The sequence below is a fragment of the Tritonibacter mobilis genome (genome assembly GCF_001681715.1).
Taxonomy (GTDB): domain Bacteria; phylum Pseudomonadota; class Alphaproteobacteria; order Rhodobacterales; family Rhodobacteraceae; genus Epibacterium; species Epibacterium mobile.
In genome coordinates, this window is sequence record NZ_LNWY01000016.1 from 123,326 (window position 1) to 138,317 (window position 14,992).

Genomic DNA, 14,992 nt, shown 5'->3' on the forward strand with positions numbered 1-14,992 from the left:
CGCGCTGCAAAGCCTTGCCAATGTGCTGGTACAAACACGCCCTGCGGCGTGTCGGTGTCTAACGATGATGAGACATTGCGGCCTTGCGGGGATTGGCCTAAAGCCTTTGCCCATGAAACGCTCCATTCTGATCCACCCCGACCCGCGTCTGAAGAAGATCGCCGCCGATGTGCCGGACCTCTCTGATGAGTTGCGTGCGCTTGCCGATGACATGCTTGAAACCATGTATGCCGCGCCCGGCATCGGCCTTGCTGCGCCACAGATCGGTATTCTGGACCGCCTGATCGTACTGGATTGCGTGAAGGAAGGCGAAGGCGAGGCGCGCCCGCTGGTGATGTTCAACCCCCGCGTCATTGCCGCCTCGGATGAGACGAACGTCTATGAGGAAGGCTGCCTCTCCATTCCCGAACAATATGCCGAGGTGACCCGGCCCAAAGTGGTGGATGTCGAGTGGTTGGACCGTGATGGCAACCTCCAGACCGAGACGTTTGACGGGCTCTGGGCCACATGTGTCCAGCATGAGATCGACCACCTCGATGGCAAGCTTTTCATCGACTATCTGAAGCCGTTGAAGCGTCAGATGATCACGCGCAAGATGCAAAAGCTCAAGCGCGAACGCGCACGCGGCAACGTATGAGCCTCTTACCCATCGTCAAATGGCCCGATCCGCGCCTGACGGCGATCTGCGCTCCGGTAGCAGAGGGGGAAGACCTCTCAGGCCTGATCGCGAATATGCTGGAAACCATGTATGATGCGCCGGGACGGGGCTTGGCCGCGCCGCAGGTGGGCGTTCTAAAACGGTTATTCGTGATGGACGTCGATTGGAAAGATGGGGCACGAAATCCCATTGTGATGGTAAACCCGGACATCCTGTGGCGTGCGACTGAGACCGCCGAGGGCGAAGAGGGCTGCCTGTCTATTCCTGGCGTCACCACACCAGTCACTCGCCCAACAGAGATCCGAGTGCGCTGGTATGATGCCGAAAACGCAGTGAACGAACAGTGTTTTGACGGGTTCGCGGCCCGTTGCATTCAACATGAATACGACCATCTCGACGGGCGCGTAACATTCGATCACTTGTCGCCAGAGATGCGCCACACGGCTCAACAGCACTATCTTTCCCAAAAGGAGGCCAATGCATGACCACCCGAACCTGTCTGCCATGGCCCGATAAACGCCTGCGCACTGCAGCGACTGAGGTCAGCGAGATCACTGATGAGATCCGTGCGATCTGGGATGATATGATCGACACGATGGAGGCAATGCCGGGTGTGGGCCTGGCGGCCCCTCAGATTGGGGTCATGCTGCGCCTCGCAGTAGTAGATGGCTCGACCGAGCGTGGCCGCGCTGTGCGTCTCGCCAACCCCGAAATTCTGCACGCTTCAATCGAGCTGCGTGAACACGAAGAAGCCAGCCCGAACCTCCCAGGTGTTTCGGCAAAAATCAAACGCCCCCGCGCGGTCACAGTGCGGTTCCTCAATGAGGATGGCGTGATCGACCGACGTGATTTTGTCGGTATTGAGGCCACGTCAGTGCAGCATCAGATCGATCACCTGAACGGAAAGATGTACTTTGACAATCTCTCCAAGGTGAAGCGCGACATGCTGATTAAGAAAGCGCGCAAATTCGCGCGCTGAGCGGTTTCATCTTCTCCCAAATACCTCCACCGGAGGCACTGGCCTGACCCAGAGGGGCAGGCTTGACCCGTCGCGCGTCAGCGCGTCTGCTCTGGCCCTGACTGTCATCCTGCGCTAAGCCTTCGTGCACAGACGGTTGCGGCAAGAAGGGGCTGGAATATGCGGGTTATCTTTATGGGAACACCGGAGTTTTCTGTCCCGGTACTGGATGCCTTGGTGCAGGCGGGACACGAGATTGCTGCCGTATATTGCCAGCCCCCCCGTCCAGCCGGGCGCGGCAAGAAAGACCGTCCGACACCCGTTCATGCAAGGGCCGAGGCACTAGGGCTTGAGGTGCGCCATCCGGTGTCGCTGAAAACCGCAGAAGCGCAGTCGGAGTTCACTGCGCTTGAGGCCGATATCGCTGTGGTGGTGGCCTATGGGTTGATCCTGCCACAAGCAATTCTGGATGCGCCGAATAAGGGCTGCCTCAACATTCACGCAAGCCTTTTGCCGCGCTGGCGGGGGGCGGCTCCGATCCACCGGGCGATTATGGCGGGGGATGCAGAAACCGGTGTTTGCATCATGCAAATGGAAGCGGGGCTGGACACTGGTCCGGTGCTTTTGCGCAAGAAAACGGCCATTGGAGCCGAGGAAATCACATCTGAACTACAAGATCGCCTCTCGATGATGGGCGCGACACTCATTATCGAGGCACTTGAAGCCCTGCCGGATCTCGCGCCCGAGCCTCAGCCCGACACAGGCGTCACCTATGCCAGCAAGATCGACAAAGCCGAGGCGCAGATCGATTGGTCGCAGCCCGCTGAGGATGTGGACCGCAAGATCCGGGGCTTGTCTCCCTTTCCCGGGGCCTGGTGTGAAGTGCAGGGGCAGCGGATCAAGGTGCTTGCATCGCGACTGGCTGAGGGTAAGGGGCTGGCAGGAACGGTGTTGGATGAAAATCTGACGGTGGCCTGCGGCAAGGGGGCGGTAGAGTTATTGCGCCTGCAACGCGCAGGCAAAGGCGCGCAGGATCGGGAGACTTTCTTGCGCGGGTTCCAGATGCCTAAAGGTATGCAGCTGTCGGCAGCGGAGGATACGCAATGATGCTGGCCCTTTTTGGCACCGTGGTGATTGCGGGTATTGTCGGTTACGCGTCCGAACGCAGTGGCTTTACGCAAAATGGTGTGGTGCAATCCATTATTATCTGTGTTGGCGGAGCATTCCTGTTTTTCTTTTTGCGGCTGATGTTTGGGATCGGCTTCAACGCTCCGGGCTGGAATGCTGTGGCGTCATCAATTGGGGCGCTTATCATCGTGCCGTTTCATTGGCGCCGCTAAAGTCATCCCGTGGTGCAGGCGCGGTTGTGATCGGGGCCTGAGTGAATGTGAAAACGAATGGCTCTGAGGTGAGCCGGAAAGTGAGACAGAATGCCAGTTGTTTTCCTGATCATTGTCGGCGCTGCAGCCGGATTCATCGCAACGCGCATCATGCGAATTGAGACGGACGTGATCACGACCATTGTGATTGGCATCGCTGGCGCTTTGATTGGCGGGCTGGTGTTGCGAACTCTGCTGGCGGTCATGGGGATGTTCGCAGGGCTTGTGGGAGCCATATTGGGAGCGGTGGTGCTGATCCTGCTGTGGCAGAAAATTCAAAATAGATAGCTATGTGTTGAGGTGTTTCGCTTCGGGCTTTGCCCGAAGCGACCAGCCCGGCAGCGCGCCCTATGGGCGCGCTGCCGGGCGTGAAATAGGCTGGTGTCTGAAGATCCAGAAGACCAGCGCATTGCTAGCGGTCGCAGTTATTGAGTTATTGCCGGGGTGGGCGGGGTTTATAGACGGGCAAGTGCCAGCCAAATGCCAGCGAACCCGCCCGCGTAACCCAAGTGACACCAGCGCAGGCCAACAATGCGGTGGCCGCAGGAAGGTTCAGCCACACCAATGCGACGGCAGTGATCGCCCCGGCCATTGCACAGGATATGTACAGCTCCCCCTGTTTCAAAACCAATGGCACCTCATTGCAGACAACGTCTCGCATCAAACCACCAAGACTGCCGGTCGCCATGCCCATCAGCACAACAATCACGGGGCCGTGCCCCAGCTCCAGCGCGGCACCTGTCCCGGCAGGAACCGCAATGGCAAGCGCAAAGGTATCGAGCCAGATCACCCAGCGCAGGCGGCTTTCGACGAGATGAGCCGTAAAAAACACCAAAATGGCCACACCGGAGGCAAGGAGGATCGGCATGGGATCGCCAACCCAGAACACAGGATGCCGGTCGAGCAGCACATCCCGCACAGTGCCGCCGCCAACCGCTGTCAGACAGGCGATGAACGCAAAACCTACAATGTCCAATTGCGCGCGGCTGGCGACCATCGCACCCGATGCTGCAAATACGATGGCTGCGGCGTAGTCCAGAAGGGTCAGAATGGTCATGCTGGAACCTCTGCGCCGAGTACGATCCTACCCGCAGTCAGACGCTGTTCACCGTCTGCATGCGCAAAGGTCGGCCATTCTTCGCGATGAAGTACGACCGAACAGGCATTGCGCGGGAGTGATGCCATGTTTAACCCGCAGAAGCCTTGCCAGCGGGTTTGCCAGAAGATTTGAAAGGGGCCATGCCCGCGCGTGCCAACTCATCCGCACGTTCGTTTTCTGGGTGGCCTGCGTGCCCTTTGACCCATTCCCATGTGACATCGTGGCGGGCCTGCGCTGCATCGAGTCGCTGCCATAGCTCTACGTTTTTCACAGGCTTTTTGGCAGCGGTTTTCCAGCCGTTCTTTTTCCAGCCGAAGATCCAACCGGTGACCCCGTTTTTCACATAGGCCGAGTCGGTGACGACGGTGATTTTTGAAGGCCGCGCAAGACTTTCGAGCGCGTGGATCGCAGCCAGAAGCTCCATCCGGTTGTTGGTGGTCTCTTGCTCGCCACCTTTGAGTTCGCGTTCTTTCACGACGGTCTCGCCGTCCATGGCACGTAAGAGGGCACCCCAGCCACCGGGGCCGGGATTTCCGGAGCAGGCTCCGTCGGTATAGGCAAATAAATCAGGCATGTGCGGTCAGTACGATAAAGGTCTCTTCTGCGCCAGCCAATCCTTTGCCATTGCCGCGTCTTGCGCCAAGGGGGGTGAAGCCAGCCTCGGATAGGAGTGTGCGCAGTTCGTCCTCGCTGTAGTAGGCATAGAAACGGCCCAGCTCGTCACGTCCTTCCGCTGTGCCAAGCTTCATGCCCAGTGCCAACATGCCGCGTGGTTTGAGCGCGTTGTGCAGGCGCAACAGGTGGCCCGGGAACTCTGAGCGCGGAGCATGCAGCAGGCTGAAGAACGCCCAGATCCCATCATAGCTTGCCTCAGACGTGACGTTCTCGAACCGGCCAACGGTTACTTCAAGGTCATAGGCGTCTTGTGCATATGAGGCCATTTCGGGCGATGCGTCCATTGCAGTGACAGTGTAGCCGTCATCGCGAAACCGCGCGGCCCAATGTCCCGGCCCGCAGCCCAGATCCAGCACTGAGCCGCCAGACGGGAGCCCTGCGGTGAAGGCCTCGTAATCGGGTTCGTGAAAGGTATCTTTGGAGCGGGCAAAACCCTTGGCGTAATCCGCTGCGGCCTTGGCGTAGACGGCCATGGTTTCTTTGTCGCTCATAAGAACACCCCGACGCTGAGGCACAAGACAACAATACTGGTGAGTAGCAGGCGTAGCTTGACCCACCACGATGGCGTGAGACGCCACAGGCTAAACATCATATCGAGCAGTAACAGGCCTAAGAACCCCCAGATAAGGTTCATGCCGGCGCTGACAGGCCCGCCTCCTGTCATGAAGAACGCCCAGAGGGCCGGGATCACCGAGAGGGCGTAGCAGGCCGCTGATTGTAGTCGACCAGAGGCGCGGGTGGCATAGCCCCAGAGGACGCCAGACATGAAGCTGAGGATCACCGAGCCGTAAAAAAGCTGCACATAGGGGCCAACGAAACGCGGACCTAGATTGTTGATTCCCCAGCCCTGCAGGGAAGGCAGCAAAAGCGTTAGCGCCCCCCACACGAAAGGTATGAGTCCCGCAAGCCCCAGAGCGAGCGGGGCCGTCGGGATGCCACGCAGCATCAGGCGCGCTCCATCGCGAGGCGTAGAGCGAGTGCCGCAAAGATCGCCGCAAAGCTGCGGTTGAGCCATTTTACAACCGCTTCTGAACCAAGGATCAGACTGCGGGCCTGGGCGGCAAAGAGGCCGTACAGCGCAAAGACGGCAAAGGTCATACCCATGAAGACCGTGCCGAGGATCATCATTTCCTGTGTCGCCGTGGCGGCGCTGCCGGATAGGAACGGCGGCATCAGGGCAAGAAAGAAAATCGAGAGTTTCGGGTTCAAAATGTTAATCAGTGCACCACGTTTGGCGATGGTAATACCCGGCTGCGGGTCAGGTTTTGCCGCCGAAACAGAGAGTGCGCCGTCTGATTTCAGCATCTGCCACGCGAGATAGAGCAGATATAGAACGCCTGCGATTTTTACGCCTTGGAACAGCAGTGCCGAGGAATGCAGGACCGCTGCGAGACCGAGCGTTGCGGCAATCAGGTGCGGCAGAATTCCAATAGTGCAGCCGAAAGCCGCCCAGATTGCGGCACGCCGACCGCGCCCAAGGCCAAGCGCGAGTGTGTAGATCACACCGGTTCCCGGCGCGAGGACGACGACAAATGCGGTGAGGAGAAATTGCAGAGAGATCAAAGCACCCGTTCCTTATAACTCAATAGACGACACCCGAGCGGCGCAACGCCCAAGGTAGCTGCGCTTTGTGAAGTTGCAAGCGAAGTTCAGTACCTTGAGGGGAGCCTGTTTCGGTGAGACATGCCGCTACGGGTTACGTTTCGTCGGTGTCAGGCCGTGCGCAGGACGCGGGGTACTTTAAATTCGACGCGTTCCACTGCGGTTTCGACCAGTTCCACGGTCACATCATAGCGCTCGCGAAAGGCGTCGATCACTTCGTTCACCAAGAGTTCTGGTGCTGACGCGCCGGCGGTAATCGCGATGGAGCGAATGCCGTCGAGCGCACGCCAGTCAATGTTCTCAGCGCGTTGAACCAGTTGCGCATAGCTGCAACCGTTTTTGGCACCGACCTCAACCAAGCGACGGGAGTTCGAAGAATTTGGCGCTCCCACCACAAGAAGCGCATCAGATTTGGGTGCAACCTCTTTGACGGCTTCCTGACGGTTGGTGGTCGCGTAGCAGATGTCTTCTTTGTGCGGGCCGATAATCGCAGGGAAGCGCGTTTGCAGCGCGGCTACGATGTCTTTGGTGTCGTCGACGGAGAGCGTGGTTTGGGTCACGAATGCGAGGCGCTCAGGATCGCGCACGTCAACATGTTCCACATCCTCGACGGTCTCGACCAAGAGGACTTCTCCTTCAGGCAACTGACCCATGGTGCCAATGGTCTCCGGGTGCCCCTTGTGACCGATCATGATCATCTGCAGGCCAGCCTCGGCGTGGCGCTGGGCCTCGATATGTACCTTCGAGACCAGCGGACAGGTGGCGTCGACAAACACCATCTCGCGCGCCTGCGCGGCGGCGGGGACGGATTTCGGCACACCATGCGCAGAGAAAATGACCGGGCGATCATCGGGGCATTCTTCGAGTTCTTCGACGAAAACCGCCCCCTTGTCGCGCAGACCATCGACCACGAATTTATTGTGCACGATTTCATGGCGCACATAGACCGGTGCGCCCCATTTCTCCAGCGCCATTTCCACGATTTTAATCGCGCGATCCACCCCGGCGCAAAAACCGCGCGGGGCTGCAAGGTAGAGCATGAGAGGAGGTTTGGCGGTCATTGGCGCGGGTCTCCGCAGGTCTGAAAGGAGGGCATTGGCCAAGAGGTAAGGCTTGCACCGCCCGAGGTCCAGAGCTGGGCAAGGCCAGTGCGCAAAAGAAAACACCCGACGATGTGATTGCGCCGGGTGTATATCAGAGCTTGAAGGTCGGTAAGCGACGACAGCGGGCGCTTTAGTCTTCGACTGTTGCGGCGCGCGGTTCGCTGGGGATGTCGCGCGGAGGACGGCCAATCACATCGCGCAACTCTTCGAGTTCGATGAAATTGTCGGCCTGACGGCGCAATTCGTCCGAGATCATCGGCGGCTGGCTGCGAATCGTAGAGACGACCGAAACGCGGACGCCCTGACGTTGCAGGCTGGCGATCAGAGGGCGGAAATCTCCGTCACCTGAAAACAGCACGATATGATCAACGCGTGGCGCAAGCTCCATGGCATCGACAGTCAGTTCGATATCCATGTTGCCCTTCACCTTACGGCGGCCCATGCTGTCAGTGTATTCTTTGGCGGGTTTGGTCACCATGGAGAAACCATTGTAGTGCAACCAATCCACCAAAGGCCGGATGGGAGAATATTCGTCGTTTTCCAGCAGCGCAGTATAATAGAAAGCCCGTACAAGTTTGCCGCGACGCATGAATTCTTGGCGCAGAAGCTTGTAATCGATGTCAAATCCCAATGCCTTTGCCGAGGCATACAAATTCGAGCCATCTATGAACAGCGCGAGCCGTTCGTCTTTGTAAAACATTAAATGTGTCCTTCTGGTGTCGCGGGCCAAAGTTCCGTGAGTGAGTTAAATAAATCTCCGGCTCCGCGGGTGGACTTAATTTAGGTTATTTGGCACTCCCCGCAAGAGTTAGGTCTTATGGAATTGGGGTCAATAATGGCCGAAAACCGGTCAAACTATCTTGTCGCTTTGGGGAGCAACCTCGAAGATGAGGGTACTACACCGCTCGAAATTCTGCAAACCTGCCTTGCAGAGTTTCACGCAGAGGGCCTTGATCTTTCGGCTGTTTCACGCTTCTTCGCGACACCTTGCTTCCCTGCGGGAGCAGGGCCTGACTATGTGAATGCGGCAGTGCTGCTGGAAGGTAACTTTCCAGCAGCGGAAACGTTACGTCGCCTTCACAAAATCGAAACTAAGTTCCATCGCACCCGAACGCAGCGCTGGGGAATGCGAACACTGGATCTGGATCTTCTTGCGGTGGGTCGAGAAATTATCCCAAACATTCAATTGTTTAGATATTGGCGTGACCTGCCATCGGCGGAGCAACGTGTCAGCGCCCCGGATCAACTGATTCTTCCACACCCTAGATTGCAGGATCGCGCGTTTGTGCTCGTTCCACTTGCGGACATTGCTGGTGATTGGGTCCATCCGGACTTGGGGAGGTCTGTGCGTCAGATGCTATTGTCGTGCCCTGCGAATGATGTTGAGCAGGTGAGACCACTATAACGACGGCTTTTACAGCATTCGTGCAATTGTGAACGCCTCCGCCTTGTCAAGCCCCGTGATTCATCATAGAAGCACGTCTTCTGGACCCAGAACTGTATTGGAGAGTCGCCCATGGCCCGCGTGACGGTCGAAGACTGCGTTGACAAGGTTCCCAACCGATTTGAGCTGGTGATGCTGGCCGCACATCGTGCGCGTGAGATCTCCGCCGGTGCTGAACTCACTGTGGACCGCGACAACGACAAGAACCCGGTCGTCTCCCTGCGCGAGATTGCCGAGGAAACTCAAAGTGCCGACGCCCTGCGTGAGCGCCTGATCGAGAGCAACCAATCTCAGATCGAGGTCGACGAACCGGAAGAAGATTCCATGGCTCTGCTCATGGGTGGCGAAGCGGACAAACCTCAGGAAGACGACATGAGCGAAGAAAAGCTCCTGCGCGCCCTGATGGAGGCTCAGGGTCAAGGCTGATCCGGGCTGTTTGACATGAGAGAGGTTGCGGACCGGCGATGACTTCTGCTGACGACCTGATTTCCCTGGTCCGCGACTATAACCCGAAGACGAATGAACAGCGCCTGCGTGATGCCTTTGCTTTTGGCGAGGAAATGCACGAAGGGCAGTTCCGTCATTCGGGTGAACCCTATTTTACGCATCCCGTAGCGGTGGCCGCGATCCTGACGGAGCAACGGCTGGACGATGCCACGATTATCACCGCGCTCCTTCATGACACCATCGAAGACACGAAGGCCAATTTTGAGGAGGTCTCTTCCCGCTTTGGCGAGGAAGTTGCGATGCTGGTCGACGGGGTCACCAAGCTGACCAACCTGCAGCTTTCGTCGCGCGAAACCAAGCAGGCGGAAAACTTCCGCAAACTGTTTATGGCAATGTCCAAGGACCTTCGGGTCATTTTGGTCAAGCTCGCGGACCGGCTTCATAATATGCGGACCATCCGCGCCATGCGTCCTGAAAAACAGGCTCAAAAGGCGCGGGAGACCATGGACATCTATGCGCCGCTGGCAGGCCGCATGGGGATGCAATGGATGCGCGAGGAGCTGGAAGACCTCGCGTTTAAGGTGCTGAACCCTGAAGGGCGCCAGTCGATCATCCGTCGTTTTGTCACCCTGCAACGGGAAACCGGCGATGTGATCCATCGGATCACCGGCGACATGCGGCTGGAGCTGGAAAAGGCGGGCATTGAGGCCGAAGTCTTTGGTCGCGCGAAGAAACCCTATTCGATCTGGCGCAAGATGCAGGAGAAGGATCAAGGCTTTTCCCGCCTCTCCGACATTTATGGGTTCCGCGTCATCACCCGCTCAGAGGAAGACTGCTATCGCACCCTTGGCACCATCCACCAGCGTTGGCGCGCGGTGCCGGGGCGGTTCAAGGATTATATCAGCCAGCCAAAATCCAACGGCTATCGCTCGATCCACACCACGGTGTCGGGGCGCGATGGCAAGCGGGTCGAGGTACAGATTCGCACCCGCCAGATGCATGACGTGGCCGAGTCGGGCGTGGCGGCGCATTGGTCCTATCGCGACGGCGTGCGTACCGAAAACCCCTTTGCCGTTGACCCGGCCAAGTGGATTGCCTCGCTGACGGAACAGTTTGATGGCGAGGACGATCACGACGAATTTCTCGAAGCGGTCAAGCTGGAGATGTATTCGGATCAGGTGTTCTGCTTCACTCCCAAAGGGGACGTGATCAAGCTGCCTAAGGGCGCGACACCGATTGATTTTGCGTATGCGATCCACACCCGCATCGGTCATGCCTGCGTCGGCGCAAAGGTTGATGGCATCCGCGTGCCGCTCTGGACCCGTCTCAGAAATGGCCAGTCGGTGGAGGTGATCACCGCCGAAGGGCAAACTCCGCAAGTCAGCTGGTTGGAAATCGCCACCACGGGGAAGGCGCGCACAGCCATCCGCCGGGCCCTGCGCGAAGCAGACCGCGAGAGATTTGTGAAGCTCGGTCACGAGCTTGCTCGGTCTGCCTTTGAGCATGTGAACAAGAAGGCCACCGACAAGGCATTGGAAACCGCAGCGCGCGCCTTGCGGGTCAGTGATGTCACCGAACTGCTCGCACGTCTGGGTGCTGCAGTGATTACCGCGCATGATGTGGTGCAGGCAGTTTATCCTGAACTGACCGACAAAGAAGGCGATGAGGTCTCGCCACGCCGCGCGGTGATCGGTCTGGAGCCCGGACAAAAATTCGAACGCGCCTCCTGTTGTGAGCCGCTTCCGGGTGAGCGGATCATCGGCATCACCTCACGCGGGCAGGGGGTTGTGGTACACTCTGCTGATTGCGACCGTCTGGGCGAATTTGAAGATCAAATGGATCGCTGGGTGGATGTGCATTGGCATTCCGGCACCCATCCGGCCGTCTATGGTGTCACGCTGGAGTTGACCATTGGCAACGACGCGGGCGTTCTGGGGCGGATCTGTACGTTAATTGGTGAAAAAAAGGCCAATATTTCTAACCTTGAATTCAAGGATCGGAAACCTGACTTTTACCGCTTGATGATCAATGTGGAATTGCGTGATGTGGAACAGCTGCATTCGCTGATACTTATGTTGGAAGCTGAAAGCGACGTCGCCGCGGTCGCGCGCCACCGGGAAACGCCTGGAACGCAACTCCGTACGATCTAGCCTCTTCAGTACGAAGAATAGGGACGATCTTTTGGTATTCAGGCGCCGAGACAGACGCCCGCCGCATAGGGCGGTTGCGGAGTTTCTCTGGCCTCGTGGAGGTTGGGGAAGGGCGTTTTTGTATGTCAAACATCGGGTGCGCCGTCTGCCGGACAACCCGGAGCGCATCGCGCGTGGCATCTGGGCCGGGCTCTTCACCACCTTTACCCCGTTTTATGGTCTGCATTTTCTTGTTGCCGCAACCATTGCGCGGGTCATGAACGGCAATATCCTTGCAGCGCTTTCAGCGACATTTTTTGGAAACCCGCTGACGTATGTGCCAATCGGTGTGATTTCTTTGCAGACCGGGCACTGGTTGCTGGGCAGTCAGCCGGTGGCGGAGGTTGATGCGACATTGGCGGACAAGTTCCTCGCGGCAGGGTGGGACCTTTGGTACAACATCTACGCCTATGCGACTGGGACACCCGTTGATTGGACGGGGCTGAAGATCTTTTATGACGAGGTTTTCTACCCCTATATGATTGGCGGCATCATCCCGGGCCTCATTGTCGCAACTGTCGGCTATATGCTTTCTGTTCCATTGATCCGCACCTACCAGCAGCGGCGTCGCCGCAAGATCAAGGCGAAGTTCGAAGCGATCAAGAAACGTGCAGAACTTGAACCCGTCAACAGCCCACATGCACCGAGCGGAACCACCCCGCCGAGCCGCTCGCCCAAGATTGGCCGCACAGACTAAACGCGCTTGGCGGCGGGAGAATTGTATCACTCTGGTTCTTGTGCCTTGCCTCTTTGGCCTTGCCCGCTAGGCTCTGCCGCAAAAGACATCCCTGACAAAGAGACGTTCTCATGTCCAAAAACTCCCTGCGCCTTGGCGTCAATATCGACCATGTGGCCACAGTGCGAAATGCCCGTGGCGGAGCTTATCCAGACCCGATCCGTGCGGCGAAACTGGCAGAAGAGGCAGGTGCCGACGGCATCACCGCTCACCTGCGCGAAGACCGCCGCCACATCACAGATGCGGACATTGACGGGCTGATGGAGGCGCTGTCGGTGCCACTGAATTTTGAGATGGCCGCAACCGATGAGATGCAGAAGATAGCGCTTCGGCACAAGCCGCATGCGGTCTGTATCGTGCCAGAAAAGCGTGAAGAGCGAACCACGGAGGGCGGTCTTGAAGTGGCGCGTGAAGAAAATCGTCTGGCCCATTTTATCGCGCCATTGCGTGATGCGGGGTGTCGGGTGTCGATTTTTATCGCCGCAGACCAAAAGCAGATCGAAGCCGCGCATCGCATCGGTGCCGAAGTCATCGAACTTCACACAGGGGCCTATTGCGACCACCACGCCGAAGGAAACTTTGCTGCGCGGGACAGGGAACTGGACGCGCTGCAGGACATGGCGACGTTTGCGCATTCACTGGGGTTAGAAGTACATGCAGGGCATGGGCTTACCTATGAAACGGTCGCGCCCGTTGCGGCTTTTCCAGAGGTGATGGAGCTAAACATCGGTCATTTTCTGATTGGCGAGGCCATCTTTCGCGGTCTCACCCCGGCAGTGCAGGAAATGCGCCGCCTGATGGATGAGGCGCGCTTAGGAGACAGCACATGAAGCTTGGGCGCTTTGCCGTTATTTATCTCGCCATCATGGTCGCGTTGATGGTTCTGATTCTGCTGGTTCAGGCGATTTTCCGGTTCGACATCTCCAATGCAGGCATGGCGATTATCCCTGCGATGGGGGCTGCGATGGCGGAGGGACAGGCCTTTGCCAAGGCAGAGGATCGCGCGCCTGAGACCTCTGAAATGTGGGCGTTTGCGCGGCGTGCAGGGCTGGTTGTTCTTGGTCTGACGCTTTTGTCGACCGCGGCGTTCAGCATCGCGGTTCCAGAGATCAAATTTGTGCTCAGCCAGCCCGGAGGCGCATTGGTGCTTCTGGCCGCGATCCTGTTCCAGACCTTGATTTCATTCGTGCTGGTGCGGTTCTTCTTGGCGACAGGTGCGAAATCCATATTGCGTGCTCAGAAGCGTGGCTGAGTATCAAGAACCTGATGAGAGGCCCAAGTGATCTTAGGAATCGGCACTGATCTGGCGAACATAGAGCGCATTCAAGGCGTGCTTGATCGTTTTGGTGACCGGTTTCGAAACAGGGTTTTCACTGAGGTGGAGCAGGCAAAGTCTGAACGTCGCCTTGACGTAGCAGGCACCTATGCCAAGCGCTGGGCTGCAAAAGAAGCCTGCTCCAAGGCGCTCGGTACAGGATTGCGCATGGGGATCGCGTGGAAGGATATGTCCGTGTCCAATCTGCGCAGCGGCCAGCCGGTCATGCATGTGACGGGTTGGGCGAAGGAGCGGCTCGACCAGATGACCCCGGCTGGGCATGAGGCTGTGATCCATGTGACACTCACCGATGATCACCCCTGGGCACATGCGATGGTCTTAATCGAGGCGCTGCCAGTGTCCCGGCCCGGTCCAGAGACCTAGATGATTTGTTTGGTGCGCATCGAAAGTGCGGCAGAGTTGCTCACTTCTGCGCCACATCCCATATGTCTTGCCTCCACCGCTTGACTTGCGCCGGACAGCCCCGCATGTACGCGCCTGACCCGTCCACAAATGACCGGAGAGCCTGATGGCGTCGAAAACCACGACCGGGAACTCAATCGTCGAGACGATCAAGACAATCGTCTACGCACTTTTGATTGCCGGTGTCTTCCGCACCCTGTTTTTTCAACCCTTCTGGATTCCTTCCGGCTCGATGAAAGAGACGTTGCTGATCGGCGATTTCCTCTTCGTCAATAAGATGGCCTATGGCTATTCCTATGCGTCCTGTCCAACCATCCGCATCGGTGCTGTTGGCCTCAATATCGATGCCAAAGACATCTGTGGCTTTATCGATGGTGACAACACGCGCATCCTCGGCAGTGAGCCAGAGCGCGGCGATGTGGTGGTGTTCCGCCATCCGGTGAATGGCACGGACTACATCAAGCGTCTTGTGGGGCTGCCTGGCGATAAGCTGCAGATGAAGGACGGCGTACTCTACATCAACGGCACCGCGGTGGGGCTGATGGATGATGGCGAGTTCGAAGAAGAAATGGAACGTCAGGGGCCGCAGGGCAACTTCCCGCGCTGTGAAAACGACCCTGTCGGGCAGGGCGGAATCTGCAAGAAATCCCGCCAGATCGAAACTTTGCCTGGTGGAACCTCTCACGCTGTCATCAATATTGGCAACCAGTCGAGCGATCATACCAAGGTCTATCATGTCCCCGAGGGTCACTTCTTCTTTATGGGGGATAACCGCGACAACTCCACCGACAGCCGCGTGCCACAGGCCGTGGGCGGCGTGGGATATGTACCGTTTGAAAACCTGATCGGGCGCGCAGATCGCATCATGTTCTCGTCTGCTGGCCGCTCCATGCTGTTCTTCTGGACATGGCGCAGTGATCGGTTCTTTAAGGGCATCACATAATTAGTGTCGCTTTGTGACGTT

Annotated in this window: 21 protein-coding genes; 14 read left to right on the forward strand and 7 right to left on the reverse strand. The window is 57.8% G+C overall.

Features of this window, described 5'->3' with window-relative positions:
* The first annotated feature begins 112 nt into the window (after positions 1–112).
* The 6 genes from def (UB90_RS16090) to UB90_RS16115 all read left to right on the forward strand — a co-directional run bounded on the left by def (UB90_RS16090) (position 113) and on the right by UB90_RS16115 (position 3,283).
* Positions 113–637, forward strand: coding sequence for a peptide deformylase (def, locus tag UB90_RS16090; protein WP_009177735.1), 525 nt, complete (start codon positions 113–115; stop codon positions 635–637).
* Positions 634–1,143, forward strand: a complete 510-nt coding sequence (gene def / locus UB90_RS16095; RefSeq protein ID WP_065324155.1) for a peptide deformylase — start codon at positions 634–636, stop codon at positions 1,141–1,143. Before def (UB90_RS16090) ends, def (UB90_RS16095) begins: the two co-directional genes overlap by 4 nt.
* Positions 1,140–1,637, forward strand: a complete 498-nt coding sequence (def, locus tag UB90_RS16100; protein WP_009177549.1) for a peptide deformylase — start codon at positions 1,140–1,142, stop codon at positions 1,635–1,637. Before def (UB90_RS16095) ends, def (UB90_RS16100) begins: the two co-directional genes overlap by 4 nt.
* A 159-nt stretch (positions 1,638–1,796) precedes the next feature.
* The gene (gene fmt, locus UB90_RS16105; protein WP_065324156.1) at positions 1,797–2,723 is read left to right on the forward strand and encodes a methionyl-tRNA formyltransferase; all 927 of its coding nucleotides are present in this window, start codon (positions 1,797–1,799) and stop codon (positions 2,721–2,723) included.
* Entirely contained in the window at positions 2,720–2,956 is a 237-nt protein-coding gene (locus tag UB90_RS16110; protein WP_005615068.1) for a hypothetical protein, read from the forward strand. The genes fmt and UB90_RS16110 overlap by 4 nt, the downstream gene beginning before the upstream one ends.
* Before the next feature lie 90 nt (positions 2,957–3,046).
* Positions 3,047–3,283, forward strand: coding sequence for a GlsB/YeaQ/YmgE family stress response membrane protein (locus UB90_RS16115; protein WP_065324157.1), 237 nt, complete (start codon positions 3,047–3,049; stop codon positions 3,281–3,283).
* A gap of 145 nt (positions 3,284–3,428) precedes the next feature.
* On the opposite strand, the gene UB90_RS16120 is transcribed toward UB90_RS16115, so the two are convergent.
* From UB90_RS16120 to UB90_RS16150, 7 genes are all read right to left on the reverse strand, one after another.
* On the reverse strand, positions 3,429–4,052 hold the full coding sequence (locus UB90_RS16120) for a trimeric intracellular cation channel family protein (RefSeq protein ID WP_005615062.1): 624 nt from the start codon (positions 4,050–4,052) through the stop codon (positions 3,429–3,431).
* A gap of 130 nt (positions 4,053–4,182) precedes the next feature.
* Positions 4,183–4,668: a ribonuclease HI gene (gene rnhA, locus UB90_RS16125; RefSeq protein ID WP_065324158.1), complete on the reverse strand. Its 486-nt coding sequence runs from the start codon at positions 4,666–4,668 to the stop codon at positions 4,183–4,185.
* The gene (locus UB90_RS16130; protein ID WP_065324159.1) at positions 4,661–5,260 is read right to left on the reverse strand and encodes a class I SAM-dependent methyltransferase; all 600 of its coding nucleotides are present in this window, start codon (positions 5,258–5,260) and stop codon (positions 4,661–4,663) included. Before UB90_RS16130 ends, rnhA begins: the two co-directional genes overlap by 8 nt.
* A complete protein-coding gene (locus UB90_RS16135; RefSeq protein ID WP_065324160.1) occupies positions 5,257–5,715 on the reverse strand; it encodes a DUF3429 domain-containing protein in 459 nt (152 codons plus the stop codon). The genes UB90_RS16130 and UB90_RS16135 overlap by 4 nt, the downstream gene beginning before the upstream one ends.
* A complete protein-coding gene (locus UB90_RS16140) occupies positions 5,715–6,332 on the reverse strand; it encodes a LysE family translocator (RefSeq protein WP_065324161.1) in 618 nt (205 codons plus the stop codon). The genes UB90_RS16135 and UB90_RS16140 overlap by 1 nt, the downstream gene beginning before the upstream one ends.
* 149 nt (positions 6,333–6,481) lie before the next feature.
* A complete protein-coding gene (gene ispH, locus UB90_RS16145; RefSeq protein ID WP_065324162.1) occupies positions 6,482–7,432 on the reverse strand; it encodes a 4-hydroxy-3-methylbut-2-enyl diphosphate reductase in 951 nt (316 codons plus the stop codon).
* A gap of 172 nt (positions 7,433–7,604) precedes the next feature.
* Positions 7,605–8,174 carry a LabA-like NYN domain-containing protein gene (locus tag UB90_RS16150; RefSeq protein WP_005615043.1) on the reverse strand — a complete coding sequence of 190 codons (570 nt, stop codon included), beginning with the start codon at positions 8,172–8,174 and terminating at the stop codon, positions 7,605–7,607.
* Positions 8,175–8,291: 117 nt separating this feature from the next.
* Here UB90_RS16150 and folK point away from each other — a divergent pair, with 117 nt between their 5' ends.
* The 8 genes from folK (at position 8,292) to lepB (ending at position 14,971) form a co-directional block, all read left to right on the forward strand.
* The gene (gene folK / locus UB90_RS16155; RefSeq protein WP_065324163.1) at positions 8,292–8,879 is read left to right on the forward strand and encodes a 2-amino-4-hydroxy-6-hydroxymethyldihydropteridine diphosphokinase; all 588 of its coding nucleotides are present in this window, start codon (positions 8,292–8,294) and stop codon (positions 8,877–8,879) included.
* A gap of 111 nt (positions 8,880–8,990) precedes the next feature.
* The gene (rpoZ, locus tag UB90_RS16160; protein WP_005615037.1) at positions 8,991–9,344 is read left to right on the forward strand and encodes a DNA-directed RNA polymerase subunit omega; all 354 of its coding nucleotides are present in this window, start codon (positions 8,991–8,993) and stop codon (positions 9,342–9,344) included.
* A 38-nt stretch (positions 9,345–9,382) separates the two neighbouring features.
* The gene (locus tag UB90_RS16165; protein WP_005615032.1) at positions 9,383–11,515 is read left to right on the forward strand and encodes a RelA/SpoT family protein; all 2,133 of its coding nucleotides are present in this window, start codon (positions 9,383–9,385) and stop codon (positions 11,513–11,515) included.
* A 31-nt stretch (positions 11,516–11,546) separates the two neighbouring features.
* Entirely contained in the window at positions 11,547–12,251 is a 705-nt protein-coding gene (locus UB90_RS16170) for a DUF2062 domain-containing protein (RefSeq protein ID WP_009177439.1), read from the forward strand.
* Between the two features lie 110 nt (positions 12,252–12,361).
* Positions 12,362–13,120: a pyridoxine 5'-phosphate synthase gene (locus UB90_RS16175; RefSeq protein ID WP_065324164.1), complete on the forward strand. Its 759-nt coding sequence runs from the start codon at positions 12,362–12,364 to the stop codon at positions 13,118–13,120.
* The gene (locus UB90_RS16180; RefSeq protein ID WP_009177952.1) at positions 13,117–13,542 is read left to right on the forward strand and encodes an ABZJ_00895 family protein; all 426 of its coding nucleotides are present in this window, start codon (positions 13,117–13,119) and stop codon (positions 13,540–13,542) included. The genes UB90_RS16175 and UB90_RS16180 overlap by 4 nt, the downstream gene beginning before the upstream one ends.
* Before the next feature lie 27 nt (positions 13,543–13,569).
* Positions 13,570–13,989, forward strand: coding sequence for a holo-ACP synthase (gene acpS / locus UB90_RS16185; protein ID WP_009177539.1), 420 nt, complete (start codon positions 13,570–13,572; stop codon positions 13,987–13,989).
* A 145-nt stretch (positions 13,990–14,134) separates the two neighbouring features.
* Positions 14,135–14,971 (forward strand): signal peptidase I, encoded by an 837-nt coding sequence (lepB, locus tag UB90_RS16190; protein WP_005615019.1) that lies wholly within the window; start codon positions 14,135–14,137, stop codon positions 14,969–14,971.
* Positions 14,972–14,992 lie beyond the last annotated feature (21 nt).

What these genes read in the sequence shown, in the direction of transcription:
- UB90_RS16175 (WP_065324164.1), top strand. Translation starts at nt 12,362, where the DNA reads ATGTCCAAAAACTCCCTGCGCCTTGGCGTCAATATCGACCATGTGGCC.
- rnhA (WP_065324158.1), bottom strand. Translation starts at nt 4,668, where the DNA reads ATGCCTGATTTATTTGCCTATACCGACGGAGCCTGCTCCGGAAATCCC.
- folK (WP_065324163.1), top strand. Translation starts at nt 8,292, where the DNA reads ATGGAATTGGGGTCAATAATGGCCGAAAACCGGTCAAACTATCTTGTC.
- UB90_RS16110 (WP_005615068.1), top strand. Translation starts at nt 2,720, where the DNA reads ATGATGCTGGCCCTTTTTGGCACCGTGGTGATTGCGGGTATTGTCGGT.
- ispH (WP_065324162.1), bottom strand. Translation starts at nt 7,432, where the DNA reads ATGACCGCCAAACCTCCTCTCATGCTCTACCTTGCAGCCCCGCGCGGT.
- def (WP_009177549.1), top strand. Translation starts at nt 1,140, where the DNA reads ATGACCACCCGAACCTGTCTGCCATGGCCCGATAAACGCCTGCGCACT.
- UB90_RS16120 (WP_005615062.1), bottom strand. Translation starts at nt 4,052, where the DNA reads ATGACCATTCTGACCCTTCTGGACTACGCCGCAGCCATCGTATTTGCA.
- UB90_RS16165 (WP_005615032.1), top strand. Translation starts at nt 9,383, where the DNA reads ATGACTTCTGCTGACGACCTGATTTCCCTGGTCCGCGACTATAACCCG.
- def (WP_065324155.1), top strand. Translation starts at nt 634, where the DNA reads ATGAGCCTCTTACCCATCGTCAAATGGCCCGATCCGCGCCTGACGGCG.
- UB90_RS16180 (WP_009177952.1), top strand. Translation starts at nt 13,117, where the DNA reads ATGAAGCTTGGGCGCTTTGCCGTTATTTATCTCGCCATCATGGTCGCG.
- UB90_RS16150 (WP_005615043.1), bottom strand. Translation starts at nt 8,174, where the DNA reads ATGTTTTACAAAGACGAACGGCTCGCGCTGTTCATAGATGGCTCGAAT.
- rpoZ (WP_005615037.1), top strand. Translation starts at nt 8,991, where the DNA reads ATGGCCCGCGTGACGGTCGAAGACTGCGTTGACAAGGTTCCCAACCGA.
- UB90_RS16115 (WP_065324157.1), top strand. Translation starts at nt 3,047, where the DNA reads ATGCCAGTTGTTTTCCTGATCATTGTCGGCGCTGCAGCCGGATTCATC.
- UB90_RS16135 (WP_065324160.1), bottom strand. Translation starts at nt 5,715, where the DNA reads ATGCTGCGTGGCATCCCGACGGCCCCGCTCGCTCTGGGGCTTGCGGGA.
- UB90_RS16130 (WP_065324159.1), bottom strand. Translation starts at nt 5,260, where the DNA reads ATGAGCGACAAAGAAACCATGGCCGTCTACGCCAAGGCCGCAGCGGAT.
- lepB (WP_005615019.1), top strand. Translation starts at nt 14,135, where the DNA reads ATGGCGTCGAAAACCACGACCGGGAACTCAATCGTCGAGACGATCAAG.
- def (WP_009177735.1), top strand. Translation starts at nt 113, where the DNA reads ATGAAACGCTCCATTCTGATCCACCCCGACCCGCGTCTGAAGAAGATC.
- fmt (WP_065324156.1), top strand. Translation starts at nt 1,797, where the DNA reads ATGCGGGTTATCTTTATGGGAACACCGGAGTTTTCTGTCCCGGTACTG.